Genomic DNA, 25,593 nt, shown 5'->3' on the forward strand with positions numbered 1-25,593 from the left:
ACATGAGCGGAAAAGGCATCCGTATTGAAGGCTTAAGCAAGCGTTATGGCAAGGGCGATACTGCCGTTGATGCGTTAAAGCATGTGGACATGCAGGTTGCACCGGGAGAAGTTGTTGGCCTGGTTGGGCCTTCCGGCTCCGGCAAGAGCACCTTGCTCAAATGTCTTGGTGCAGTGATCAACCCGAGCGCCGGACGCATGACCCTGGGTGATGAAGTCATCTTTGACAATGGCTGGAAAGTCCGCGACCTGCGCGCTCTGCGACGTGACAAAATCGGTTACGTTTTTCAAGCGCCGTATCTGATTCCTTTTCTTGATGTCACTGATAACGTTGCACTGCTGCCTATGTTGAGAGGTATACCCAATGGCGAGGCGCGTGCGAAGGCGCTGGAACTACTCACAGCGCTGGACGTGCAACACCGTGCCCGGGCCATGCCATCGAAGCTTTCGGGAGGCGAACAGCAGCGGGTAGCGATCGCACGTGGGCTGGTCAACCAGCCGCCGGTGATACTGGCCGACGAACCCACTGCCGCCCTTGACAGTCCGCGCGCCATGGCAGTCATAAAGATCCTCAATGAAATGGCACGCAAGTTCGAAACTGCCATCATCGTTGTCACCCATGACGAAAAAATCATTCCTACGTTCAAACGCATTTATCACATCCGTGACGGCGTAACCCACGAGGAAGTGGGCGAAGGACGGGGGTTCGAATGACCGTCACGGCTTTGACAATTCCTTGATACTTTCTTGATCCGCTACTGACGCAGACTCCCCTATTCTGCACTCCCGTTAATGAATCGCCCGAGCGAACGCTTCGGTTGCGAATTCTCAAACTGCGAGTGCAGACATACATGCCTTCATCCCTTTCCTCCCAGAATCACTCACTGCCCGAACGGGTGTATCGGTGGTTCAGCTGGGCCGGCGCCTACGCACCAATATTGATGCTGTTTTTAGCAATACTTGTCATCGGCAGCCTATCCCGAGCGCTGCTGGTGGCATGGCAGTTCGATCGAGTGGCGGAGACATCCGTATGGCCAAGCATCTTCCTCCATGGGCTACGTGTGGATCTCATCATGGCTGGCATGGCCGTGGCACCACTGGTTTTGCTTCTGCCGATTCTCGGCCATCGTTTCAGCTGGACGGCCTGGAAGAGCTTGGCAGGCCTCTGGTCGCTGATTGTCGTTTTCGTCTTTCTGTTCATGGAGCTGTCAACGCCAACCTTCATTGCCGAGTACGATACCCGGCCCAACCGCCTGTTTATCGAATATCTGAATTATCCCAAGGAAGTGCTGAGCATGCTTTGGGAGGGTTATCTGCCTACTGTAGCCGTGGGGGTCTTTCTTTGCGTTTCATTAACCGCCCTGTTCGCCTGGCTGATGCGCCCCTGGTCACGGGAGACCAATCCAGGCAGTTACCGTAAAGCGGTTCTGGTATGGCCAATCGTTGCTCTCGCCGTGTTTATGAGCGTTCGCTCCACGACGGGCCATCGCCCGGCTAACCCGGCAATGTTTGCGCTGACTTCCGATGCCCTCGTGAACTCACTGATTATCAACTCAATCTGGTCCGTCTCGTTTGCGATCTACAATCTCAAGCATGAGGAGGGTGCGAGCGAAAGCTACGGCCAGATGGAAATGTCGGAGATACTGAATGAAGTCAGGAGCGCGCCATGGCTCAGTAACTACGAGTTCGAATCCAGCAAATATCCGACGCTGCACCACCAAACTCCGATGCAAGCAAGAGCCCGCCCATATAATCTGGTTATCATTCTTGAGGAAAGCCTGGGCGCTACCTTTGTTGAATCATTAGGTGGCACACCGGTCACACCGCGCCTGGAAGCTCTGAAGGAGTCTGGCTGGTGGTTCGAGAATCTCTATGCAACCGGTACAAGATCCGTTCGAGGCATTGAGGCTGTGGTATCAGGGTTCCTGCCCTCTCCTGCTCGCAGCGTGTTGAAACTGTCACTGTCTCAAACCGGTTTCTTTACGCTGGGTGAGCTGCTGAAACAAAAAGGCTATGACACAGGCTTTATTTACGGTGGAGAAGCGCACTTTGACAATATGCGCAGTTTTTTCACCGGCAATGGCTTTGATGGAATCGCAGATCAACAGGACTACACCAACCCCGCTTTTACCGGGAGCTGGGGTGTCAGCGATGAAGATCTGTTCGCAAAGACCCATGAAGACCTTCAGAAGCTCCATGCCTCAGGGGAACCCTTTTTCCGCCTGGTTTTCTCGTCGTCCAATCACACCCCGTTTGAATATCCTGACAACAGAATTGAGCAGTACGACGAAGAGAAAAACACCGTCAACAACGTCGTCAAATACGCAGATCACGCCTTGGGCGAGTTCATAGACACCGCGCAGAACAGCGCCTATTGGAAAGACACCGTGTTCCTTATTGTTGCGGATCATGACGCCAGGGTGTGGGGCGATGAGCTGGTTCCCGTCAAGAATTTCCAGATTCCGGGGCTTATACTCGGAGCAGATATTGAAAGCCGGCGCATTGAAACGGTTACAAGCCAGATCGACCTTGCACCAACGCTGCTTTCACTCATGGGCATTGCCAGTGAGCACCCCATGGTGGGCCGTGATCTGGTGATATTTCCGGACGAACCCGGTCGGGCTATCATGCAGTTTAACGATTACTACGCCTGGATGGATGACCGTTACAACGTGACCGTGTTACGCCCTGACCAAGAGCCTTTGGCAGGCGTCTATTCACGGGAAACCGGGAGCACCCAATATCTGGCAGAGGCCCCAGAAGCATTTACGGTGAGAAAAGCGTTGGCCCATGCACTTCTCCCTCTGAAACTGTATCGAGACCAGACCTATGGGCTACCTGATTGACATGATCGGACAAGGTTACGAACGTGAATCAGGAACTCCGTTCCCTCGTTGTCTGATTGTGCGATCTCGAGATCCCAGCCCAAGCGCTCACAAACCAAGCGAACAATCAGCAACCCAAAGGTGGTGTTGCTCAACTCGCCGGCCTTCGATGTGATGGCGCTGGGCGCTCCAACAACGCTCAGGTGCTTGGTTATTTTATCAGGAAGCCCGGACCCGAAATCTCGCACCGAAATTCTGTTCTCGATCATTCGAACCTCCACTTCAGCATGGGTGTGGCGCAGCGCATTCTGCAACAGGTTGCGCAGTAACATACGGACCAAGGCGGGATGGGTTTTTACTCTCAGCCCCGGGCTGTTGTTGTAGACGGTGATCCGTCCGGCATGATCCGGAAGCCCGTGCTCCAGGTCGTCAATGGTGTTCTGGACGATCTCTTGCAGCACAATGGTTCTGGCATCGCCTTCGGACGCTTCACTACGGGCAAGTTCGAGCAGAACCTCTGTATCGTCGCGCATGGTTTGCATGGCCCGACGGATGCGGGCGAGGGTTTTCTGGTTCGCCGCCGACAGGCTTTGGCGTTGTTCCAGTACATTCAGGGCGCCGCTCATCACGGCCAGAGGCGTACGAAGTTCATGGCTGGCCAGCTTCACAAACGACTTTTCCCGCTCGATGTGGTGTTCAAGTGCGAATAGGAATCGGTTAAACGCTTCGGCGATATCGCAAAACTCCTGATCACGGTAGTCCGTCGCGATTTGCTGCATCGACGATCCCGGTATCGTATTTATTACTTCCCGGGTGAGTTTCTTGAAGGGCCTTACCAAGTACTGGGCACCTACCCTCGCAACAAAAAAACCTACGAGGAGCATGATGCCCGCCACACCAACCAGAGCAAGCAGAACCAGGTTCTCCCGATTTTCCATGATGGTGATATCTTTGGCCAGAAAGAGCTTGCCATAAGGTACTTCCAGCCGCTCGCCGTAGATCAGGAGTGTTGTCTGCCCTACTTCGATTTCCTGGGAAAATGGCAAGGAGAGGCCCTGGAAATATTCTGGCATCACAGCGTCGGCCTCGCCTTCTGGCAGAAAAACCGCCTCCAGCTGCGCCGTTTTTATGGGTTGAAAACGCCCTTGTTGAAGTTGCTCCGTGAAATACTCGGCTTCAGCCTTCAGCTCTAAACCCAGAATGGTGTCCTCAACGTCATTAACGAACAACTCGACAATAAACATGGAGCTGGCCACGGTGGCAGCAATCAGGAAAAACAGCGTTCGGGCCAGGCGTGCGGTCAAAGATGACTTCATCGCGTCTCAGGGTTCCCTTTTGCCGGGACTTCCAAGCTGTACCCACGCCCATGGATTGTTTTTACGAGCCCGCTGCCTAGGCCCGCCTGAAGGGATTTTCGAAGTGTGTAAATATGGGTGCGAAGGCTGTTGCCTTCCGTTTCTCCATGACGGGCGCCCCATACGGCATCCGTTAACGCCTCGTGGCTGAGAAAGCTCGGATACGATCGCACCAGCAATTCAAATAGGCGGGCTGGTGTGCCGGACAAGGTTGTTTTCTGTCCGCGCAGCTCCACTTCCAGCGTACCCGGATCAAACCGAATGTCATTAGCGGACAAGACCGGTCGCTGTGGCGAATAGCGTCGATGCAGAGCTTCGATCCGTAGTTGTAACTCGCGCAGTTCAAACGGTTTCACGAGGTAATCATCCGCCCCGCAATCAAACCCTTTTTCCTTATCGCTCAGGGCACTCAGTGCCGTCATCACGATGACGGGTGTCTGACATTGCAGGTCCTGGCGGATACGTTTACAAATATCATAGCCATTGACGCCGGGTAGCATCAGGTCGAGTACGATAACGTCATAGCTTTGCGTAGCCAGCAGATGCAGCGCGGTTAACCCATCAGCGGCGAAGTCCAGTACGTAGCGATCTTCACCCAGAAACTCGAACAGATTTTCCGCAAGATCCACCTGGTCTTCGACAATCAACAATCTGAGAGGAGATTGGAGAGAAGTTTGGTTAGATGTCATTCGAGCGAACTCCGTTGGCGTCAGACACCGGTTGCTGATCGCGGAGCAATCCCTCAATGACCAACAGTTGATAGCGATTATCTTCCATAACCTTCCGAGCTGACGGGGATAAATCAGCCACTTTGTCGCTTGACCAGGTTCTGGGAACCGCAACATACAAGTGCTGAAACACGTTGGACGTTTGTAAGTTGCTCAAACCGTTCTTCGTCACTTCCCGAGCACTTCCGTTTGAATAGAATCGAGCTGAAAATGGCAGGTCATCGAGATAGATCAATGGGCTGTCGTCGGCTTCTCTGACCAGCTGATAATAGCTTACCAGTTCTTTCTCTGTTTTGAGCGGCGTCCAGCCTACGGCGGCCAGACCCACGAACACGGTCAGTAAAACAGGCACCAGCGCCACCAGCCCACCCCGCATAGGGGGTAACCAGAAAGACTTGCATTCTGACACCCAGCGACCAATCAGAATAGCGGTAAACGGCAATGACGGCAGTATATAAGTCCAGAGTGTATTGCCTGCAAGCGTGAAGAACAGCATCGGTGCCAGTGCGCTAACCAGCAAAAAAGTAACGCCGGGATTGGATATCGTCTTGCTTACGATGCCGCTTCTTTTGCCTCTGAACCACGTCAGTGCCAGGCTCAACAGCGCGAGGATGCCCCACGGAAACGAGGCCCACAACCAGAACACCCAGATCATACCTTTGGGCTGATTGTGGGCGCTGCCGTAGAGATCCCCTGCCCAACCCGGATCCAGAAACCGGCGAATATGCTCGCCAACGATAAAGTAATCCAGAAAGCCAGGGGTCTTTAACTCAGCCAGTATGTACCAGGGACACACCAACAGAGCTGTCATCAGTGTTCCTCTAATCCAGGGTAGCCGTCGCAAGTCGTTGCTCGCTTCCCGCCATGAGAAGAGTAACCATAATACGATGGGGATTCCGATCAGCACCATGGCCAATGGCCCCTTGGACAGCAGCCCGATCACCATTCCAAGAAAGAAAAGCCAGCGCCACAGGCCGCCCTCTCCCGCCATCACTAAACAAAAGCTGACCAGAGTAAGGGTGGTGCCCAAGGCGAGGAAAGCGTCTGTCATCACGGCGCCTGCGCTGATGTAAGTCAGGGCCATGGTGGCGAAAACCAAGCAACTCCATTGAGCCACCTGAACACTCCAGAGTTGGCGCGCCAGCCGCCAGATGAGCCACACCATGGCAAGCGTTGCCAGCCAGGAGGGAAAGCGCAGCGAAAATTCCGAAACCCCAAATACCTTGATGGCCGCCGCCTGCGCCCAGAACGACAAAGGCGGCTTACCCCAGAAAGGAACGCCGGGCTCAAACCAGGGCGTAATCCAGTCACCGGTTTCAGCCATCAAGCGGGCAATTTCCGCGTAACGGGGCTCGGTGGTGTCGGCAAAGGGAAACAGCGCCATGCCGATGAAGCGACTGACCATTATTGCAGCCAGTATCAGCAGCCAAACGTTAAACCGCTTTGACATGACGCGCCCCTGTCATTTTGCGATTAACCTGTTGTCCTATGCCATCCCGGCTTTCAAACACTTCCTCTGTCAGGTAGACCGGTCGCTGCTTCGACTCCATATAGGTCTTGCCAACGTACTCCCCCACAATGCCCACACTCATCAGCTGAATGCCGCCCAGGAAGCTGATGATGGCCACAAGCGAGGGATAACCACTCACCGCATCGCCCAGCATGATGGCCTTCACTACGATCCACAGTCCGAATATCGCGCCCATACTGGCGGCAATGAGCCCGATCACGGTTGCCCAGCGCAATGGCGACACAGAAAACGAGGTCAGCCCCTCCAGTGCCAGGCCCACCAGCCCGGGATAATCCCACTTCGTTTCCCCGGCCACCCGCGCTTCACGGTCGTACTGGATTATCCGCGTCGGCATGCCGATCCAGGCAAACAACCCTTTCATATAGCGGTTGCGTTCTTTCAACACCAGAAGAGCATCGACCGCTTTTCGGCTCATTAGCCGAAAGTCACCGGTATCCACCGGGATGTTCGTCCGGCTGGTTCGGTTCAGCAGCCGGTAAAAAAGATGCGCACTCCAGCGTTTGAACGCGGTTTCGCCAGCCCGTGAGCGACGCTGCATCAGGACAACGTCCACACCAGCCTGCCAGCACTCGATCATGGCCGGGATCTGTTCAGGCGGATCTTGCAGATCGGCATCCAGCACAATCACCGCATCCCCCCTGGCGTGTTCAAGCCCCGCCGTCATTGCGGCTTCCTTGCCGAAGTTCCGGCTCAGTTTGATAAGCCGAACGCCGGGCGTTCGATCGATAACACCGCGGATGTACTGGGCACTGCCATCGTCACTGCCATCATCAACCAGCACGATTTCCCAGCGCAGGTCCAGCTTGGCAAGCACGGGCAGAACCCGGTCAAAGAAAAGGGGCAGCATCGGGCGCTCGTTAAACAGCGGCACCACCAGTGATAGCAGCGGCTTATCAAACGACGGCAAAACGGGGAATTCAACGCGTTTGTTCATGGAAAACCAGCCTTTGGTAGACGATGTAATTCAGCGCAGCGACAAGACCTGTAGTCACGACTTGTGAAAGCGGCACAGGAAGTGTCAGAACGTTATTGAGCAGGAAGAAAAAGACGAGATTGCACAGCCAAGCGACTAGGCAGGAGCCGATATAGCGCCATAGCGTGAGCCTGTGAGGGCCCGCATTCCGGAACGCCAGACGCCGCTGGAGACCGTAGTTTAGTGCGGCTCCAGACACGCTTCCGCTTGCGGTCGCCAGTGTTGGCTCAAGCCCCGCATTGATCAGCGCAGCCATAACAAGCCAGTGAAACAGCGTCGCGAGGCCGCCGGCCGTTATAAACCCTTGTAGTTGGCGAGGTACGAATGCGCTCATGACAAAAACCACCACATTGACGACCGGTAAAGTCGGTCTGACATAGAGCGGGTACGATAGCCCACTCCGTGTCACGGCTTTGTGGAGGTTTTATCAGGAAAATGTCAAAAATTGAGATAATTGAAGCTTAAAAAACAAAAACAGGATAGTGATTCGTGTTATAACCGAATACTTGCTTGATGTAACGGAACGAGTGTCCTATCTTGAACTTAATGCTGTCTTTGAGGAAATCGGTGGTTATTCAGATCCTCCCTAAGCTTATGTCAAATTTGATGAATAAAATGGTTTTTAGTATGCCGATTTTTTTTATTTCTTCTAACTAAGAGGCAATCAAATTAGCCATATGTTAGTTCATCAAGCAGCCACAAGAGATGCAGTTCATCAATTATTTGATTCGGTGGATGCTATTTCGGTTCAAGGATACGATGAAGAGCGTAGAGTTACCTATTGGAATATAGGTAGCGAATTACTGTATGGCTACACCAAAGAAGAAGCTTTGGGTAGAGCAATAGAAGAACTAATTGTTCCTAATCACATGCGTGACCTTGTTATCTCTGCGCATAGAAACTGGCTCAATCAAGGTATAGAAATACCCGCATCAGAAATCACTTTATGTAATAAAAGTGGTAAAGATATAAATGTTTTTTCAAGTCATGTCTTTTTCATTGACGAAAATAATAAACACGAAATGTATTGTATTGATATCAATTTGGCTGATGTTAGACAGGCTCAAGACCAAGCAGTGTTTAAAGACAATATGCTTAAAGCTGTTTTTGAAGCGACACCTGACTTGTTTTTCTTAATGGAAGAAGATGGGACTATCATTGATTACCACGCTGGTGAAAACAATAACCTTTACGTTTCACCAAATCATTTTATCGGAAAAACTATAGCCAGCCTATTACCAGAAAGTGTCGCTAAAACGTTTAAAGCTCACATCACCAAAATAATAGATCAAGGGGCGTGTCAAGTTTTGAATATTACCTAAATATTCCTAGTGGCACGACTTATTTTGAAGCAAGGCTTAGCCACTTGCATGCGTATAAGAAAGTAGTGATCATTGTTCGAAATATTACTGAACAACATAAATCTGCCGAAATAATACGCGATCAAGCTTATTATGATACTTTAACCCTATTGACAAATCGATTTTTATCCCTCGATCGTTTATCAAAAATGCTTGAGGAAGCGAACAGAAGCACTGAGAAATATGCTGTTCTATTTTTAGACTTAGACGATTTTTAAAAGGTAAATGATTCATTAGGTCATGAAGTAGGCGACAAACTACTTGTTGAAGCTGCCAATAGATCCTGGATTCAAGTAATAAGTGCAGCACCGCTCGTATCCAAGCCTCCTGAGTATTCGCCCCAGAAAACTTCTGCCGGTGTGCGATAATCCAGCCGTTTTCGTGGTCGGTTATTCAGTCTGTTCACCGCTTGCCTGGTTGCCTTTCTGGACACCTTGGCGAAGTCAGTGCCTTTCGGAAAGTATTGCCTCAATAGGCCATTCGTATTCTCGTTGGAGCCACGCTGACTGGACCGGTAAGGGTCACAGAAATACGACGTCAGCGACAACGCTTTGCTAAATGTTTGGTGGTCCGAAAATTCAGAACCGTTGTCCAGTGTCATCGTCTGTACGGCCCCTCTGATCGGCCTTAACTCACGGATGATGACATCTGTAACTAAGTGGGCTTTCAGCTTCGGCACACAGCCTGCGAGCAGGTAGCCGGACCGTCTTTCAACCAGAGTGACCGCGCCTGAATTCTTATGCCCGTGAAGGATTGTATCTCCTTCCCAGTGGCCTATATGCAGGCGATCATCGACGGCTTTAGGGCGGCACTCAATGCCTACGCGATCCGGGATCTTGCCTAACCCCGCTCGCTTGGCAAGATGGCGCTGATAACGTCTCTGGTAAGGCAAGCGACAATACCTCCAGAGGTCGCCACCTGCTATTTTGTCCCGGTAAATCAGATTGTAAATCCACTGATGGCTGACTTGGATACTGCCAACTCGCCTCATAAAACCGGCTATCTGATCAGGACTCCATTCACTCTGAATCTGCTTGGCCACCCAACCTATCAATGAAGGCGCTCGTTTATGAGATTTGCGAGCTCCTTTGCGCCGGTGTCTGGACAAACGACTGGCTTCCATCGGCTCGTATTCAGCCAGGCTTCGATTGCGACGTAGCTCCCGACTGATGGTCGAGCTGTGGCAGTTGATCTCCCGGGCTATTTTCCGCTGGCTCCAGCCTACTCTCAAGAAGGCCGAAATCTGGTATCGTTGTGCTTGGGTCAGTTGTCGGTATCCCATGATTCTCTTCACTTTGGTCGGTAAAGCGAATGAGGGTACCGGCAAGGGCCCTCCTACCTCTACCTGTTCATCCAAAGTGCTGCACTTATTCTATGAATCCAAGATTAAAGGGCGCAGTTCGACAATCAGACACTTTAGGTCGCTTAGGTGGCGACGAGTTCATTGTATTATTGCGAGCGTTATCAGAAAGGAATAATGCGGTCGATATTTCTGAAAATTTACTTAAAATTTTTAGAGAACCTTTTCAAATAGATGGCAGAGAGCTAATTCTGACATTGAGTATTGGCATTTCTATCTATCCTGAAAACGGGAATTGCGCGTCTGATTTGTTGCGTAATGCCGATACTGCAATGTATCAAGCAAAAGCATTAGGACGTAATACATATTCATTTTTTACCAAAGAAATGAATGAGGTAATGCTGCGTCGCTTTGAAATAGAAGAACATCTTAATAGCGCGCTAGCACGTAATGAATTTGAAGTATATTATCAACCAAAATTTGATGTTAAAAATGAAAGTATTGTTGGCGCAGAAGCATTACTTCGCTGGCATAACCCGATCCTGGGTAACGTAACTCCGGATGAGTTCATTCCAATTGCTGAGCATACTGGCGTAATTGTCCACATAGGAAAGTATGTTTTTGAGCAAGCCCTTGAATTTTTAAATGAGTGGAAAAACGTTAATCAACGAGATTATACAATGGCGGTTAATCTATCGCCCCGTCAATTCAGGGATAAAGAGTTAATTAATTTTATTAAAAAGTCTCTTAGCGATACGGGTACTAAACCTGATAGGTTGGAGTTTGAAATTACCGAAGGTGTATTGATGATCGGTAACTCATACATTGATGATGCGTTAGATGAACTCAATGAGCTGGGCGTGAAATTATCAATGGATGATTTTGGAACAGGATATTCATCCTTGAGTTATCTTCGGAAATATTCCTTCGATACATTAAAAATAGATCGTAGTTTTATCAACGGTATAACTTTAAACAAGGAGGATTGTAACTTAGTAAAATCAACCATCGCAATGGCACATAGTTTGGATATGCTGGTTGTTGCTGAAGGCGTTGAAATGCGCGAACAACTTACTCTATTGGAAAAGTTAGGTTGCGACTTAGTGCAAGGGTATTATTTTAGTAGACCTATACCGGCCAAAGAAATGATTGATTTTCAGCACACTACAAACCATTAAAAGAACTCACCATTGCCTAGCGCGGTGCTGTCCTCTGCAGAAGGCTAACGGCTCTGCAAGTCGAAGGGCATACTTACAATCCCGCTGTTTTGATCACCATCAGCTGATTCCGTGTCCACATCGGGCTCTGCACTTGATAGCTGGTCGGGGTTCAGCTTATTGTTCTGCACGAGATTCTGAGATACCTTTTTCGATCGTTCAAGTGCCAGCTTCTGCAGCCTCTCATCCGTTATTTGAATGCTATCGGCGGCAGCTTGCTTGAGCTGGGCAAGATATTGCTCATCGCTGATCTGTTCCGGACTCACGTCGTCTTTCGGAGCGTTAGAGCTCCCCTTGGCTTTGAGATAGTCCTCATAAGAGGCAATATCATCCCCACCCATGAGCTTGCGCCGGCCCATTTCGGTGGCCAGCTGCGATTCGGCGAGCGCGGGCGCATCGATGGCACGCGACGCCTTGCCTCTGACCTCTACTCGAAGCTCTGGGCGTTCCTTCAAGGCAGTGGAAAGGCTTTGAAGTGAGCCTTCAGCAGCACTCGACAGTTCGCTGGACCCCGCCTCAAAATCGACTTTCTGAATATCGTCACCCGTGCTGCCGATCAGCTTGAAGGGCGATGTCACCGCTGTCTTGAGGAGATTCGTGAAGGCCTGCCAGATAACCTTGTCCAGGGCGAACTCTGGATCCGTAAGACTGCCATTGACGGGTACGTTCAGGCTGATGGTGCCGCTGGAATCTTTCAGCAGAGCAATGGCGAGATTGATCGGTAAGTCCATTGCCTCATCACTACTCACGGACTCACCCAAAGAGAAATCCTTGAGGACAATGCTGTTCGAAGCATCTAACTTTCCGGCCTCGACGTGATAATCAAGATTGAGTTTGAGCTGGCCTCGCTGAATCTTGCGGCCGATATATTTAGCCGCGTAGGGAGAAACGGTTGAGAGATGAAAGTTTTCCACGACCAAGCCGAGATCGAGGTACAGCTGCTCGGCAAACGCGTCGAGCTCACCCCGAATCGTCACCGTGCCTTGCTCTCCAACCGTGCCCGCAAGATCCACCTCACTTCTGCTGTCTGGCAGCGAGGAAATGCCGGTAATTGCACCACCGAGCTGTTTCATCGGTAGCACGACCGATGGCTCTATGCTGTTGTCTTCGAAATACACTCGGCCGCTTTCTATAAGCACACGGGCAATATTGATTTCGGCCTTGGATTCGGCAACTAGACTGCTCTGCGCTGCCGCTTGATTCGCTGTGCCAGCCTTGTCGCCGTCGGGCGCATCGGGACTCTCAGGCTTATCAGGAAAGAGCGACGAAAAGTTGGTCTCGCCACTGTCACTGATCCTGAACTGCCCGTAGGGCTCGATAATTGTAAGCGTGTCTATGGTAATCGTGGGTTGCGCCAGGGCTGCTCGCATGGGCCCCGAGCGCACGCTCTTCCAGCCAATCAACTTGGCTTTTAGTAGTGGGTCGGTGGCATCGAAGTTGTCGACATCGACCGTGCCGCTGAAGTGGCCGATACTGGCCTCTCCAGTGAGAACCAGTTCTCCCTTGACCGTAAGCGCGCCCTTGTTAAGCTGCAAATTGATGAACTGATTGACGTAGGGCTGTGCGAGCGGAATATGAAGTTTCCGAACGTCTATCGTGGCCTCGATCTGAGCTTTCGCTGGTATCAGCGTGCCAGCCATCTCGACTGGCCCCGACTGGTCAGGTGCGAGAGACAGACTGAAGGTCTTCGCTTCATCGAGATTCTGATTGAGATCATGGATCTGGGAAGCGATCTTTTCAATACCAATGCTTGCCGTATTTTTAAGTGTCTTGTCTTTCCAGGTGACGCGGGAGTCGTTGAGGTCGAACAACTCGACATGCCATTTGAAACGGTTCTCGTTGGCACTGGAATTGTTCTCTGCCGGTTTATCGGACGAAGCCTGGTCACCTGTAGGTGAGGCGGTGAAAGGCTAGGTCACGTTGATCTGGTTTTGAGCATTTCGAATGAGCATGAGGTCCAGTTTATTCAGATAGGCCTCTTGAATAACCAGGTTCGCCTGATTGTAATCATAGTTCAGGCCCCTGACACCCATCCTGTCGACCGTGCCTAGCTCAATGGTTTCAAAGGCATTGTTCTCTGGGATCGCAGCAGCAAGATCTACTATTTCTGCGTGGGCATTACTGACCTGTAAATGCAGAGCCTGTTGCGCCTCGGGTTGCCAGCTGAAAACGTAGTCGGCGCTTGCATTGAGACTGCCGGAGCTGACACGATAATTCACTAAAGGCTGCACGTAGGGCCATAAATAGTCGAGGCTGAAGCCCGAGAGTTCGAGCCGGCCGTTGGACCGATAGGGTTCGGCATCGATTGAGCCCTCCCACTTGAGCTTCTGAGACTCTCCCAGTGTCAGGGACGCCACATAGCGACCATCACGGTGTTCATAGGTGACGAAATCGCTGATCAGCAGATCCAGAGGGCTGATTCAGGTGTGATGGTTCAAGGGTCCAGGCCCAATAGTAGATTGAGCCGAGATCAAAATTGACGAGTAGCTCTGAAAACGCGAGAACGCGCGTATCTGAATTGTCCCGGACTTCGAGGTCGTTGACTGTAAGGGCCATCTCGAAGGGATTGAAACTCACTTCAGCTGGGCCGCCGGTCCAGCCAAATCGTGCCTGAACGGCATCTTCGGTATAGGACTTGATGAGATAGGGAACGAGGAAAAAGCCGATCAGGGCATAGAGCAAGATGACGAAGAGAAGCCAGAACAGCTTTGACTGATACCACTTTTTTGTGATCAGACGTGTAGCTAGTTTCATCCTCTGGCTCCTCAACCGATAAGGGGAGTGATGGCCTCAATTGAACCAAAAATAAGACCCATTCTCAACGCTTCTAAGAAACGGGGATTTTTACGACCTGCTCCTGTTTTGTCCGCGCGCCAGTCGGCTGGGAACTACTGGAGCGCGGCTTCTACAGCGTCCAGAAAACCAGCCATATCCACCACCTGCTCCGAATCCGGGTCGACGGTCTTGCCCTTGAGATCCGCAGTGACAATACCCCTGTCGACGGTGTCGGTCAGTGCTGACTTGAGGTTGACTGCGTATTCGGCCAGGGGCGCGTTGCCCTCGCGCTCACCTAGGGTTTCCAGCGCGTTAGCGAGAGCAAAAATCAGGGCGGATGGGTTGAAGTGGGCGTCGCGGCCGTCGCTTTCCAGATATTTCAGGTAGAGGTCATGGGCGGTGCCATGGGGCGCCTCGAAGAGCATGGTACCGTCCTTGCTCTCGATGATGGAGCTGGCAGTGGCCAGGCTGCCGCCGAGCGCGGCGGAGATGTCCGAGAAGATATCGCCGTCCAGGTTCTGGGACGGATAGAGCGCATTTCTCGGGGGATCGGTAATCATCTTCTTGAGCTGACTGGACGGCCGCATGATCATGAAGGACGGCGGCGGTGTGTGCTCTCGGGCCAGTTCCCGCCGCACTTCGGTGATAACGTTGCTGAAGACTTCGTCGTATTCCATATACTCGCGTTTGAGGCCGAAGTAGACCTCTTTGTCCTTGCGGGAGGCGTCGCGGAACACTTGGGCCACCCAATCCTTGATGGCTTCATGATCATTGGACATAAACAGTATAGGGTCGCCGTTCCTGACTCGGCGGGCGTGCTTCTCTTCGCCGTCTACGATCACCTTGAGGATGCCGTCTTCGCGCGCCGGCATGTTGAAGCTGCCGTACTGGTCGCCGCCGCCGGCGCTCATGCGGGAAATAGAGACATGGGCACTGCGGCTGGGGATGCCGACCTCACGGAGCTGGTTTACCAGTTTGAACAGCTTGCGCCCGGTGGTGTTGTCAGGCACGCCCCAGAGCGCTCGTTGTGGCGGGTTAGAGACAATGCGCGCGGCCTGGGCGTCGATGAGCTCGTAGTGGTAGCCCAACTCCAAATCCTTGATCTGCTGGCGGTAGTCACTGTGGTAGATGTCTTCAATCACCGTTCTCATGGCGCCATCGTAGCCGGGGATAACGGTGTCTTTCAGGCCCAGATAGACATCACGTTTCTCGTCAATGGCACGCTGGAAAAAGCGGTGAGCCCAGGCTTTGACATCTTCCATATCGTTGGTAGCCAGCAGCCAGGGGTCTCCCTTGCGGACGTCGCGGCGGTGCAACTCCACCGGGTCGCCGCTGCTACCCACAAACATCAGCTTGACCACGCCCGTGGCCTGGGAAAGCTGGTTGAAGCTGTCTTTGATGCCGCCGAACTCCATGGTGTCCACTTCAATGTCGCGACCGATCCAGTCCGGACGGCTGATCTTGAGGTTGCGAAACTGGATGTCCTCTCGAGTGATGTTGCCGCTGATGCCCTTGCGAATGGCGCCGTTAGGGGATTTGGTGGCCAGTGGGTGCAGGTTGCCAGAGTCCACATCGGGATGTTTGCGGAGCAGTTCATCCAGCTGCTGGCGGTTGACGGTCATACCTGCGTTCTTCACCCCCACACCAAGGCGCTGAAGAGCGTCGATGGCATCAATCACCGCTTGGCCATTGGTCAGCAGGCGGCGTTCCGCGGACAGGTCGATTTCTTCAAGCTGGATTTTCAGGCGCGCAGTCACAAATTTCTTGAGAATCTGCTCGAAAGCAACTTGGGCCATTTCATCGCCGTGAAGGATGACCAAAGGCGACGTTACATTAATCTTGCTGTCCATAGATTACTCTCCGCGGTGTTTGCAGTATTGATCGGTCTTATTGCGCCTTGGGCTGAATTATCCCCAACTGTTGGTTAGCTGCGTCGCGAATCTGCCGGTAACGATCCAGCGTCAAATTTTAGATATTCGTCAACAGTAACTCAAAGTCAGCTCAGCTGGTTGCCGACAGGAAGACGCCGGATACGCTTCCCGGTAGCCGCGTAGATGGCATTGCACAGTGCCGGAGCCACTGGCGGCAGGCCGGGTTCGCCCACACCGCCCATGGCATCATTGGGATTGTCGATCAGGTGCACCCTGACCACTTTCGGCGCATTGGGCATTCGTGGGATCAGGTAGCTGTCGAAGTTATCCTGCTGGGCAACACCATCCTTGAACGTTACCTCGCTTTGCAGGGCGACACCGATACCCATCACGCAGGAACCCTCCATCTGTGACCGGATTCGTTCCGGATTGGCTTGGGGCCCACAGTCGAAGGCAATGTCCGCCCGATGAATGGTCAGTTCACCCTGATCGTCCACTTCCACGTCAAACACAATGGCGGTGTAGGAGACAAAGCTGTTGTGGAAAGCCAGGCCCAAACCACGGCCCTTGCCGGTCTTGCGCCCCCAGCCCGCCTCTTTAGTGGCGCGCTCAATCACCCGGCGCATCCGGGCCACGTCTATAGGGTGCTTGTCCGGATCCTCACCGTAGTTCCAGCCATCGCCGACGGTCAGGTTATGAATTTCACGGTCTGGCCCAAGTAGATCCAGAACATAGTCCCGGTGGTCCTTACCGGCTGCCACCGCCATTTCATGGGCAAAACTCTGGATGGCCCAAGCGTGGGGCAGGTTGTACACCGAACGGAACCAGCCGATACGCACATGAGCCGGTGCGGGTGGGTTTTCCAGCCGAATAGCGGGAATATTGAATGGCATGGTGTTGAAGCCCATGCCCTGCTCGAATTCCGCTATATGCTTGGGATCCGGGGCAAAGAGCGAGGTGATGCTGGGAGACAGGGTCCGGTGGCGCCAGCTGGTCGCCTTGCCCTCCCCGTCCAGGCCCGCTTCCAGATGATCGACGGAGACCGTATGAAAGTAGGTATGGCTGATATCATCCTCGCGGGACCACTGCAGTTTGATCGGTTGCCCCTCGAACTCCTTCGCCACTAAGGCTGCCTCCATCACAAAATCCGGTTTCGACTTGCGGCCGAAGCCACCGCCGAGCAGTGTTTGATGAAGGGTTACATTTTCCAGATCCATCTCCAGCATTCCCGCGATACCTTCCCGGGCCGCCCTTGGGTGTTGAACCGGCGCCCAGGCCTCGGCCTTACCGTCCTTGATCATCACCACTGCCACTGGGGGCTCCATGGGGGCCTGAGCCATGTGGGGCATATAGTAAGTTGCTGATACACGCTTTTCGGCCTCTTGCAGAGCGGCCTCGACATCGCCGGATTGGCGGATAACTTTGCCGGGGGATTGTGCCGCCTTCTCCAGGGACTCTCGGAAAGCATCGGAGGTGTAGTCGGCATTGTTGCCGGCCGGAGCATTGTCCCACTCGATCTTCAGGGCTCTGCGACCTTCCATGGCGGCCCAGGTATTGGTGGCTACCACGGCAATGCCACCCAAAGGGTTGAATGCCGCGGGCTGGCCAGTGCCTTCAATGCGGATCACTTTTTTGACGCCGGCAACTTTTAATGCATCGCTGTCATCGACGTTTTTCACCTTGGCGCCGTAGACTGGCGGGCGAGCCACGACCGCGTAGAGCGTATTCTTCAGGTCGATATCGGCGCCAAAAATCGCCTTTCCGGAGACAATGTCTTCACCATCTATGGCCTTGGGATGGGCGGATTTCAGTTCACCGTTGATCAGCCCGGATTCCTTGCCAATAAAGCGCAGCTCACTGTCGGATTTCAGAACCAGGTCGTGCCGACCAGGGACATCCAGCTCCCTCGCTGCTTCTGCGAGGTCTCCGAAGCCGAGTTCCCGGCCCGTGGCTGGGTGCACCACCTTGTGGATCTCGGCTCGCACCTCGTGCACGGGTACCCCCCATTGATTGGCTGCGGCCTGCTCAAGCATTAGCCTGGCGGCGGCGGCTGCACGGCGCATGGGTTGGTACCAGTGACGCATGCTGCGAGAACCATCGGTATTCTGGTTGCCGTACTTACCCTGATCTCCTTCCGCCTGCCGCACCCGAACCTGATCCCAGTCTGCGCCCAGCTCGTCGGCAGCAACCATAACCAGGCTCGTGCGAATACCCTGCCCCATTTCGGCACGATTGTTGACAATAGTAACCAGTCCGTCGGAATCGATGTGGATAAACACATTCGGGTTATCAACCCACCCACCGGGCATGGCGCCGGCGCCAAACTGGGTCTGTTCATTGGCCAGCCCCAGATCCCAGCGGGCGGCCAACAGGAGCGCAGAGCCCCCGGCCAATCCTTTTAAAAGACCGCGGCGGCTAACGTTGGCGAGCAACAGTGTATCGTCTGATCGGCTCATGAGCTGGCCTCCTGCTTGTCTGCAGCCCGTTCAATGGCCGCCAGGATGCGATTGTAGGTACCACACCGACACAGGTTGCCCGCCATGGCGTCAACAATTTCCTGGGTTTCCGGTGCTGGGGTTTTCTTTAACAGAGCCGTGGCGTTCATGATCTGGCCACCCTGGCAATAACCGCATTGAGCCACCCCTAGGTCGAGCCAGGCCTGCTGGACTTTCTGGCCAACCGGATCGTCGGCCATGGCCTCAATGGTTGTAATCTCGCCCTTGGCGGCGGAGACCGGCGTGACACAGGACCGTATCGCTACCCCGTTCAGGTGAACGGTGCAGGCACCGCACTGCGAGATACCGCATCCAAACTTGGTGCCTTTCATGCCAACAACATCCCGAATGGCCCAAAGCAGCGGCATGTTATCGGGAACGTCCAGCTCGTGCTGTTTTCCGTTTATGGTTAGGGCAATCATTGGTCTCTCCGTTAGTCTGCGGTTTAGCCCACACAGTCATTTATGGAATGACTTTAAACTTAGCAGCTATGAGAAATTGTCACCAACCCGAATCAGAAGGAGATTCTTGCCCCCACCACCGCGAACCAGTCTTCTACATTGTCGCCTCCTGCTTCAGCGAAATCGGCGGTGTCGCCATATTTGCGCTCATGAACGACACCAATATAGGGTGAGAAAGAACGATCAATCAGGTCATAACTTAACCGCAGCCCGGTTTCTGTGGAAACCAGCCCCTTGCCGACCCCAATCTCCCGGTCTTCACTGAATGCGACGGTTGCATCCAGAGTGGCGCCTAGAATCCAATGGTTGGTCAGCAGGAGTTCGTATTCGGCATCCAGCGCGGTTGAGGTGTCTCCGTCCTGGCTGACATACAGATTAGCATCAATTTCAAACCACTGCGGCGCAAGCCCCGTGATGCCCAAAACAGCGTAGGTGCGGTCAGGACCTTCCGGTGTGTCAAACCTGAGACCGGCCTTGGCATCAAAGAAGTCAGAAATGGGGGTTTGGCCGACAAGCTGGTTCTCCAGCGTTTCGTATGCCTTCTCTTCTATGGCGTACTCGCCTTTTGTAAGCCAGCGAATTTTAAATTCGTCTGTGCCATAGAAAATGTCGCCGTTCCATACACCCAGTTCTTCATCATTGTCACTGTAGCGGTACTCGAATTCCTCGAACTGAGCCCCCCAGACGTTCAGCGGCATTTTACGCGCGGTGGTGTCTTGTATTCGCTCTTGAGCGGAGGCCACTGCCGGTATGATGCTCACCCCCAATACAGCAGTCGCAACCAGTGAGATCCAACGAATCATGCATCACCTCCGTCTTCGGCAATTGGGTCTTCGGCAGTAGCCTTCTTGGTTTCGGGGCCGCCCTCAACAATGATTTTACGGAACATACCCGCCGCGGCGTGGTAAGACAGGTGACAATGGAAGGCCCACTGTCCCGGCGCATCCACCTCGGTTTCCATATAAACCGTGGTGCCCGGCTGAACGCTGACCGTATGTTTGATGGGGTTCATCTGGCCAGCGCCGACATCCAGAATGGACCACATGCCATGTAAGTGCATGGGGTGGGTCATCATGGTTTCATTCACAAACTTGAAACGGACCCGTTCGCCGTATTGCAGTCGAATGGGGTCGGCATCTTCGTATTTGACGCCATTAATGCTCCAGATATAGCGTTCCATGTTCCCGGTAAGACGCAATTCGATTTCCCGGGAGGCCTCACGGTCCTCAAAGAGTGGTTCCTGGGCTCTCAGATCCGCATAAGACAGGAACTTGCCCCCATTGGCCGCCTCCGGGAGTAAACCACTGCCCTTTGCGTAGAAAGGATCGCTTCCATCTCCTCCAGACATGTCCATGGCGGAATGATCCATGCCTTCCATTTTGGTGTGATCCATTCCCTCCATTCCTTCCATATTCCCCATGCTGCCATGATCCATACCTTCCATACCTTCCATACCTTCCATGCTGCCGTGATCCATACCAGGCATGCCACTCATGTCTGCCATGGTCAAACGGGCCGGCTCACGCAATTCTGGCACCGCAGCGACCATCCCCGCCTCAGGCGCCAGTGTTCCTCTCGCATATCCTGAGCGTCCCATGGATTCGGCAAAAATCGTGTAAGCCTGTTCCTCTCTGGGCCGCACGATGACGTCGAAGGTTTCTGCCACACCAATGCGGAACTCATCCACACTGACCGGCTGCACATTATTGCCATCCGCCTGTACAACGGTCATTTCCAGACCCGGAATACGGATATCAAAATAGGTCATGGCTGAGGAGTTAATAAAACGCAGCCGAATCCGCTCGCCCGGCGCGAAAATGCCAGTCCAGTTCTGGTCGGGGCCTTTGCCGTTAATCAGGCCGGTGAAACCCTGCACGTCCTCGACATCCGCTTTCATCATGCGCATATCGCCCCACGCCATACGATCTTTCACGGTGGTCATCAGACCGTTTTCAGAGACGTCTGAGAAGAATTCCCCGACAGTCTGCTGCTCACGGTTGTAATAATCCGGCATCATTTTGAGATTCCGCATAATGCGGTCGCCGGAATGCGGGTGCTTGTCCGTCAGCTGAACCACGTAATCGCGGTTGTAACGAAACGGTTCACGGCCTTCGGCTTCAATCACAATGGCACCGTAGGCGCCATCCGGCTCCTGGAAGCCAGAGTGGCTGTGAAACCAGTAAGTGCCCGACTGTGTGATTGGGAACTTATAGGTAAAGGTTTCCCCGGGCTTGATACCTGGGAAACTGATGCCGGGCACGCCATCCTGGTTGAAAGGCAGGATCAAACCATGCCAGTGGATCGAAGTCATCTCATCAAGATTGTTGGTCACGTTGATGGAAACCTCTTCGCCTTCCTTGAAGCGCATAACCGGTCCCGGGGATTTGCCGTTGTAGCCAATACCCTCTTTGACAAAGTCGCCCGTGTCGATTTCGACCCGATCGACCGTCAAGTCGTACTCACCCGCCAAGCCCATAACAGGCAAAAGCAGGCCCAAAGTGCCTGCAAGAAAGGCCATTTTCATGGTCAAATACTCCTAACTACTTGATTTACAATGCTCGAAGCGCAAGCTCTCAAGCCGGCGCTTCGGTTACCTAGAGCCTGCTAACAACTATTTAAAATTCACATCGCCGTACATGCCGGCCTCGTAGTGCCCTGGAACGTTGCAGGCGAATTCAATATTTCCCTTTTCCGAGAACTTCCAAACAACTTCTTTGCTCTCGCCCGGCTCTAACAACACACTGTTGGGGTCGTCATGCTTCATGGACTGGCCGTTGCCCATATCCATTTCCATCATGTCGTGATTGAGTTTGCCTCCCTGAATAACGCCGTGTTCTACCATCATCTTCATTTCTTTTTGATGCGCCTCATGCATGTCCGGGGTCCCGATATTGAATTCGTGCACCAGCTTCCCTTTGTTCTCAACGACAAAGCGCACCGTTTCACCTGGCTTGACCTCGATAGCTTCAGGTTCGTAGTAGTTGTCGTACATCTCCACCGTAATACTGCGACCGGCGTCCGAGGCTTTACCCGGTTCACCGCTGCTGGCGCCCTGGCCGTGCCCACCTCCGTGAGCACCAGCCCCAAGCGCTGTTACTGAAATTGACATGGCTACTGCTGCGAATACGAACTTTGATGCGCTCATCAAACTTTCTCCTGTGATATGGCATAGCGTGCTTTCAAAACCCAATGGGTTCATCCGACAACGTGGGCATTTGGCTAAAACGCTTGGTACCATCGCTGATCAACCTGAACTCTTTCTGAAAATACCGAACTATTTTCAGTTCAGGCTGAATTCAGGTTGATGCGCGATACTGCCTCGGCCTATTTTGGCGGAAAGAAGGGAACGACAAATGAGATTACTGCTGGTAGAGGACGACCGATTGCTTGCCGAGGGGCTTGCCGGCCAGCTTGAGAAAGCCGGTTTCAGCGTGGATGTGACTCGTACCGCTAAAGAGGCCGTTATTCTGGGAGAGCAGGAAGACTACAAAGCAGGCGTTCTGGATCTCGGTCTGCCAGACGGAAATGGCCTGGATGTGCTGAGGAGATGGCGCACAAGCAAAGCCACTTTCCCTGTACTGATACTGACCGCAAGGGGTGACTGGCAAGATAAAGTAAACGGCCTGAAAGCAGGCGCTGACGACTACCTGGCTAAGCCCTTTCAAACCGAAGAACTGATCGCCAGATTGAACGCCATCATGCGGAGGAGCGAAGGCAGAGTTCACTCGTCGGTGAAGGTGGGGCGTTTTGAGCTGGATGAGAATCGTCAGTGCCTGAAAGGCCAAGATGGTGCAGAACTCAGTCTGACTGGCACGGAATTCCGGCTACTGCGATGCCTGATGAGCCGGCCTGGCCATATTTTTTCCAAAGATCAGCTCATGGAGCAGCTGTACAATCTAAACGAAAGCCCAAATGACAATATCATCGAAGCCTATATCCGGCGCCTGAGAAAGCTGGTCGGGCCGGAGACTATCGCCACGCGGCGCGGCCAGGGATATCTCTTTAATGACGCTGTTTAAAAAGCCAGTATCGGTAAAAGGAGCGCTCCTACTCCTGCTGTTGCCCGCAGGTATTGGCCTGATGGCTATCGCATGGCTTGTACACGGGTTACTTTTGGAAAGGATGTCTCGGGAGTTTGTAGAAAGCCGCCTCAAAGACGAAGTGGCCTTCCTGGAACACCATATTCGTCAAGCCGAAGGCAAAATAGACATGCTTCAGACCGGTGACTATTTTGAGGAGGTATTTCACCATGCCTTTGCTATCCAGTCCCCGAATCAAACGGTCATATCTCCGCAATCGTGGCACCCACTGATAAGCCCTTTGCTGCAATCTGGCGAACAGCAAGGTATCGAGGTACACAATGCGAAGGTACCCGACTTGCCTTCCGACATTCTCGCCTATCGAAAATCATTTTTTGTAAAAGACACCCCTATTACGGTCATCGTTTCAGAGGATATGGGTGCGCTGCAAAACAGCCAGGCAGAGCTGCATGCATGGACAGCAATCGTATCGATCTTACTGATCTTTTTACTTGTGGGGATTATCTGGTTTGGTATTAACCTGTCAATGCGGCCCGTGGTTTCGCTGCAGGCCGCTCTCAAACGATTACAGAGCGGGGAAATATCCCGGATCAACGCACAGGCTCCGGAAGAATTCCGGCCATTGGTGCAGCAACTCAATCAACTGCTGGATTCTCTGGATCAACGGCTTGAGCGCTCCCGGGAAGCGCTTGCAAACCTGTCTCACAGTGTCAAAACGCCCATCGCGGCCGTTAGACAAGTTCTCGAAGATACCAGCCGCCCGCTTGATAACGACCTGAGGCATGAGATGGGATCGCGGCTTGGTGATATCGACCGGCAGTTGGAAGCGGAAATGCGGCGCAGTCAGTTTGCCGGGCCGCAGATCGGTAAAAGTGCATATCCCGTCAAGCAAGCCCGGGATCTTTTATGGATGCTGGGCCGGCTTTACCCGGAACGATCATTCGAACTATCGACCTCCCTCACCGATGAATCTCGCTGGCCGATTGAGGAGCATGATCTAAACGAAATATTGGGGAATTTACTCGATAATGCCGGAAAATGGTCCGCAGAATGCGTTGAACTCTCTTTAGAACAGCGTAATGGTTCGGCGCAGATCATTGTAACTGACGACGGCTCCGGGGTTGCAGAGGATAAAAGGATGCACTTGGGCCAGAGAGGGCGGCGGCTCGATGAACAAACTCCCGGTCATGGGCTTGGTCTTGCTATCGTTCGTGAGATTGTTGGTCGTTATGGAGGTGATACCTCTTTTTCAAATGGGTCAAAAGGAGGCTTGAAAGTACTGATCGAAATAGACCTGTAAATCAGCACATTAATCTCGTTAAGGATCTGGGGTGACGGGGTGTGACCACCACACCGGCGCTCAGCGAAACTCAAGAAATTCCTGATGAAAGCGTAATGAAACGGCCTGTTGCTTCAGTCCGCTTCGCAGGGCTTTTGCGAGGCCTTGTGGCCCGCAGAACCAGATATCCACTTTGGAGTTATGGATTTGTAGTTGGTTCGCGGTCAATCGCTGCCCCTGCATACTATCGTGGATGTGCAGTGCTATGTCAGGAAGTTTCTTCGTCAGTTGTTGCACACGAGTCAAAATTGGATCATTCGCCGCACCGGCGGTGCAGTAATGAAGCGTGACTGCAGGACGCTCTTGCTCGGCATTGATCAGGCGGCTCTCCAGTGCTGCCAGAAACGGTGTGATACCGATGCCGCCGGCCACCCAGATCTGCTGGGCATTTTTTCTGCCGCTGTCGAGATTAAAACGACCATAGGGACCTTCGAGCGTAACAGCCTGACCACTGTGTAGCTGCTGCGGGATCTTGCGGGTGTAGTCTCCCAACGCCTTGATCTGAAAACTGAGCAGACCGCTGGTATTGTCCGCACAGGACAGACTGAAAGGGTGTGCCCCTTCGATCCGATCGAAGGTCACCAGGGCGAATTGTCCGGCTCGGTGCCCGGGCCAGCTGTTGCCCATGTCGCAGACGACTTCGGTGATGTTCGCCGATGTCCGCTTGACGGCCTGAACCAGCCCCTTGTAGCGGCGACTCCTTCCGATTTGTCCCGTCAGCGATTGCAGGCTCGCGATGGCACCGCCCACCATTAATAATGCCATCAGCCAGCCGATGGGTTGTTGCCACCACTGCAGCGGAGCCAACAATACGGCATGTGCGGCCAGTGCCAGATAAATCAGCGGCATCACTCTGTGCAGGTAACGCCAGTAACCGTAGGGCACCCAGCGAATCAGGGTAATGACAACCAGAAACACCAGCAGATACAGGCCGGGTTCGCCTAGGTCTTCAGCGCCATCCTGAAGACTGTCCAGCAAGCCCGAAAAGTTGGCTTCCTTTAAGCCCCGATCGGTTCCAAACAGGGCTTCGAGAGCATCATCCGCCATTTCGATCAGCCAGTGTGCCAGGGCAAAAATGACTGCCAGAATGCCGGTGCATTTATGCAGCTGGTACATTCTGTCCAGACCACCTAGCGGAGATTCCAGCCATCCAGGTCGGGTAGCCAGCAGCATAGTGATGGACATGAAATTGATGGCAAGGTAGCCATTGAGCGTCAGTAAGTGCTCATAACTGAGCCCAGGGGTCCAGAAACTGAGCTGAACCGCCAACAGCAGAAAAAGGGTGACACTGGTACGTAGGTTGGGCACAAACAAACTCCGACT

At 53.1% G+C, this 25,593-nt stretch carries 23 protein-coding genes and 1 pseudogene; 7 read left to right on the plus strand and 17 right to left on the minus strand.

Features of this window, described 5'->3' with window-relative positions:
• The first annotated feature begins 2 nt into the window (after window positions 1-2).
• Window positions 3-713 (plus strand): ABC transporter ATP-binding protein, encoded by a 711-nt coding sequence (locus tag CPH80_RS05230; RefSeq protein WP_096281424.1) that lies wholly within the window; start codon window positions 3-5, stop codon window positions 711-713.
• A 137-nt stretch (window positions 714-850) separates the two neighbouring features.
• Window positions 851-2,845, plus strand: a complete 1,995-nt coding sequence (locus CPH80_RS05235) for an LTA synthase family protein (RefSeq protein ID WP_197703611.1) — start codon at window positions 851-853, stop codon at window positions 2,843-2,845.
• Here the strand turns inward: CPH80_RS05235 and CPH80_RS05240 are convergent.
• Genes CPH80_RS05240 through CPH80_RS05260 form a run of 5 tightly spaced genes read right to left on the minus strand, consistent with a single transcriptional unit; the run spans window position 2,827 to window position 7,745 of the window.
• Window positions 2,827-4,140, minus strand: coding sequence for a sensor histidine kinase (locus CPH80_RS05240; protein ID WP_096275926.1), 1,314 nt, complete (start codon window positions 4,138-4,140; stop codon window positions 2,827-2,829). The two genes, CPH80_RS05235 and CPH80_RS05240, sit on opposite strands and share 19 nt — an antisense overlap.
• Window positions 4,137-4,868 (minus strand): response regulator transcription factor, encoded by a 732-nt coding sequence (locus tag CPH80_RS05245; protein ID WP_096275927.1) that lies wholly within the window; start codon window positions 4,866-4,868, stop codon window positions 4,137-4,139. Before CPH80_RS05245 ends, CPH80_RS05240 begins: the two co-directional genes overlap by 4 nt.
• Window positions 4,858-6,357 (minus strand): ArnT family glycosyltransferase, encoded by a 1,500-nt coding sequence (locus CPH80_RS05250; protein ID WP_096275928.1) that lies wholly within the window; start codon window positions 6,355-6,357, stop codon window positions 4,858-4,860. Before CPH80_RS05250 ends, CPH80_RS05245 begins: the two co-directional genes overlap by 11 nt.
• Window positions 6,341-7,372: a glycosyltransferase family 2 protein gene (locus CPH80_RS05255; protein ID WP_096275929.1), complete on the minus strand. Its 1,032-nt coding sequence runs from the start codon at window positions 7,370-7,372 to the stop codon at window positions 6,341-6,343. The genes CPH80_RS05250 and CPH80_RS05255 overlap by 17 nt, the downstream gene beginning before the upstream one ends.
• Entirely contained in the window at window positions 7,356-7,745 is a 390-nt protein-coding gene (locus CPH80_RS05260; RefSeq protein ID WP_096275930.1) for a GtrA family protein, read from the minus strand. Before CPH80_RS05260 ends, CPH80_RS05255 begins: the two co-directional genes overlap by 17 nt.
• Window positions 7,746-8,088: 343 nt before the next feature.
• Between CPH80_RS05260 and CPH80_RS22295 the strand changes: the two genes are divergently transcribed.
• Window positions 8,089-8,733, plus strand: a complete 645-nt coding sequence (locus tag CPH80_RS22295; protein ID WP_227520364.1) for a PAS domain-containing protein — start codon at window positions 8,089-8,091, stop codon at window positions 8,731-8,733.
• A gap of 65 nt (window positions 8,734-8,798) precedes the next feature.
• Complete coding sequence (locus CPH80_RS22300) at window positions 8,799-8,990, plus strand: diguanylate cyclase domain-containing protein (protein WP_227520449.1); 192 nt, start codon at window positions 8,799-8,801, stop codon at window positions 8,988-8,990.
• A 71-nt stretch (window positions 8,991-9,061) separates the two neighbouring features.
• Here CPH80_RS22300 and CPH80_RS05270 read toward each other — a convergent pair whose 3' ends face one another.
• A complete protein-coding gene (locus tag CPH80_RS05270; protein WP_096275931.1) occupies window positions 9,062-10,054 on the minus strand; it encodes an IS30 family transposase in 993 nt (330 codons plus the stop codon).
• A 92-nt stretch (window positions 10,055-10,146) separates the two neighbouring features.
• On the opposite strand from CPH80_RS05270, the gene CPH80_RS05275 reads away from it, so the two are divergent.
• Entirely contained in the window at window positions 10,147-11,250 is a 1,104-nt protein-coding gene (locus CPH80_RS05275; RefSeq protein ID WP_227520365.1) for a putative bifunctional diguanylate cyclase/phosphodiesterase, read from the plus strand.
• 44 nt (window positions 11,251-11,294) lie between these two features.
• On the opposite strand, the gene CPH80_RS05280 is transcribed toward CPH80_RS05275, so the two are convergent.
• The 10 genes and pseudogenes from CPH80_RS05280 to CPH80_RS05320 all read right to left on the minus strand — a co-directional run bounded on the left by CPH80_RS05280 (window position 11,295) and on the right by CPH80_RS05320 (window position 22,036).
• Window positions 11,295-12,659: a DUF748 domain-containing protein gene (locus tag CPH80_RS05280; protein ID WP_264754829.1), complete on the minus strand. Its 1,365-nt coding sequence runs from the start codon at window positions 12,657-12,659 to the stop codon at window positions 11,295-11,297.
• Window positions 12,660-12,683: 24 nt separating this feature from the next.
• A pseudogene (locus CPH80_RS22905) lies at window positions 12,684-13,106 on the minus strand (DUF748 domain-containing protein); the annotation flags it as partial.
• 93 nt (window positions 13,107-13,199) lie between these two features.
• Entirely contained in the window at window positions 13,200-13,709 is a 510-nt protein-coding gene (locus CPH80_RS05285) for a DUF748 domain-containing protein (RefSeq protein ID WP_096275934.1), read from the minus strand.
• Window positions 13,666-14,043, minus strand: coding sequence for a hypothetical protein (locus CPH80_RS05290; RefSeq protein ID WP_096275935.1), 378 nt, complete (start codon window positions 14,041-14,043; stop codon window positions 13,666-13,668). Before CPH80_RS05290 ends, CPH80_RS05285 begins: the two co-directional genes overlap by 44 nt.
• A gap of 134 nt (window positions 14,044-14,177) precedes the next feature.
• Entirely contained in the window at window positions 14,178-15,914 is a 1,737-nt protein-coding gene (locus CPH80_RS05295; RefSeq protein WP_096275936.1) for an isocitrate/isopropylmalate family dehydrogenase, read from the minus strand.
• A 146-nt stretch (window positions 15,915-16,060) separates the two neighbouring features.
• Entirely contained in the window at window positions 16,061-18,391 is a 2,331-nt protein-coding gene (locus CPH80_RS05300; RefSeq protein ID WP_096275937.1) for a xanthine dehydrogenase family protein molybdopterin-binding subunit, read from the minus strand.
• Window positions 18,388-18,852, minus strand: a complete 465-nt coding sequence (locus tag CPH80_RS05305; protein ID WP_096275938.1) for a (2Fe-2S)-binding protein — start codon at window positions 18,850-18,852, stop codon at window positions 18,388-18,390. The genes CPH80_RS05300 and CPH80_RS05305 overlap by 4 nt, the downstream gene beginning before the upstream one ends.
• A 92-nt stretch (window positions 18,853-18,944) precedes the next feature.
• Window positions 18,945-19,694 (minus strand): copper resistance protein B, encoded by a 750-nt coding sequence (locus CPH80_RS05310; RefSeq protein WP_096275939.1) that lies wholly within the window; start codon window positions 19,692-19,694, stop codon window positions 18,945-18,947.
• Window positions 19,691-21,415 carry a copper resistance system multicopper oxidase gene (locus tag CPH80_RS05315; protein WP_096275940.1) on the minus strand — a complete coding sequence of 575 codons (1,725 nt, stop codon included), beginning with the start codon at window positions 21,413-21,415 and terminating at the stop codon, window positions 19,691-19,693. The genes CPH80_RS05310 and CPH80_RS05315 overlap by 4 nt, the downstream gene beginning before the upstream one ends.
• Before the next feature lie 87 nt (window positions 21,416-21,502).
• Entirely contained in the window at window positions 21,503-22,036 is a 534-nt protein-coding gene (locus CPH80_RS05320; RefSeq protein ID WP_096275941.1) for a cupredoxin domain-containing protein, read from the minus strand.
• Window positions 22,037-22,244: 208 nt separating this feature from the next.
• Here CPH80_RS05320 and CPH80_RS05325 point away from each other — a divergent pair, with 208 nt between their 5' ends.
• Together CPH80_RS05325 and CPH80_RS05330 are read left to right on the plus strand one after the other, a co-directional pair.
• Window positions 22,245-22,910 carry a response regulator transcription factor gene (locus CPH80_RS05325; RefSeq protein ID WP_096275942.1) on the plus strand — a complete coding sequence of 222 codons (666 nt, stop codon included), beginning with the start codon at window positions 22,245-22,247 and terminating at the stop codon, window positions 22,908-22,910.
• Complete coding sequence (locus tag CPH80_RS05330; protein ID WP_096275943.1) at window positions 22,897-24,231, plus strand: ATP-binding protein; 1,335 nt, start codon at window positions 22,897-22,899, stop codon at window positions 24,229-24,231. Before CPH80_RS05325 ends, CPH80_RS05330 begins: the two co-directional genes overlap by 14 nt.
• 60 nt (window positions 24,232-24,291) lie before the next feature.
• On the opposite strand, the gene CPH80_RS05335 is transcribed toward CPH80_RS05330, so the two are convergent.
• Window positions 24,292-25,578, minus strand: a complete 1,287-nt coding sequence (locus tag CPH80_RS05335; protein WP_096275944.1) for a ferric reductase-like transmembrane domain-containing protein — start codon at window positions 25,576-25,578, stop codon at window positions 24,292-24,294.
• Window positions 25,579-25,593: the final 15 nt, after the last annotated feature.

The sequence above is a fragment of the Marinobacter sp. LV10R510-11A genome (assembly GCF_900215155.1).
In the GTDB taxonomy this organism is placed as follows: domain Bacteria; phylum Pseudomonadota; class Gammaproteobacteria; order Pseudomonadales; family Oleiphilaceae; genus Marinobacter.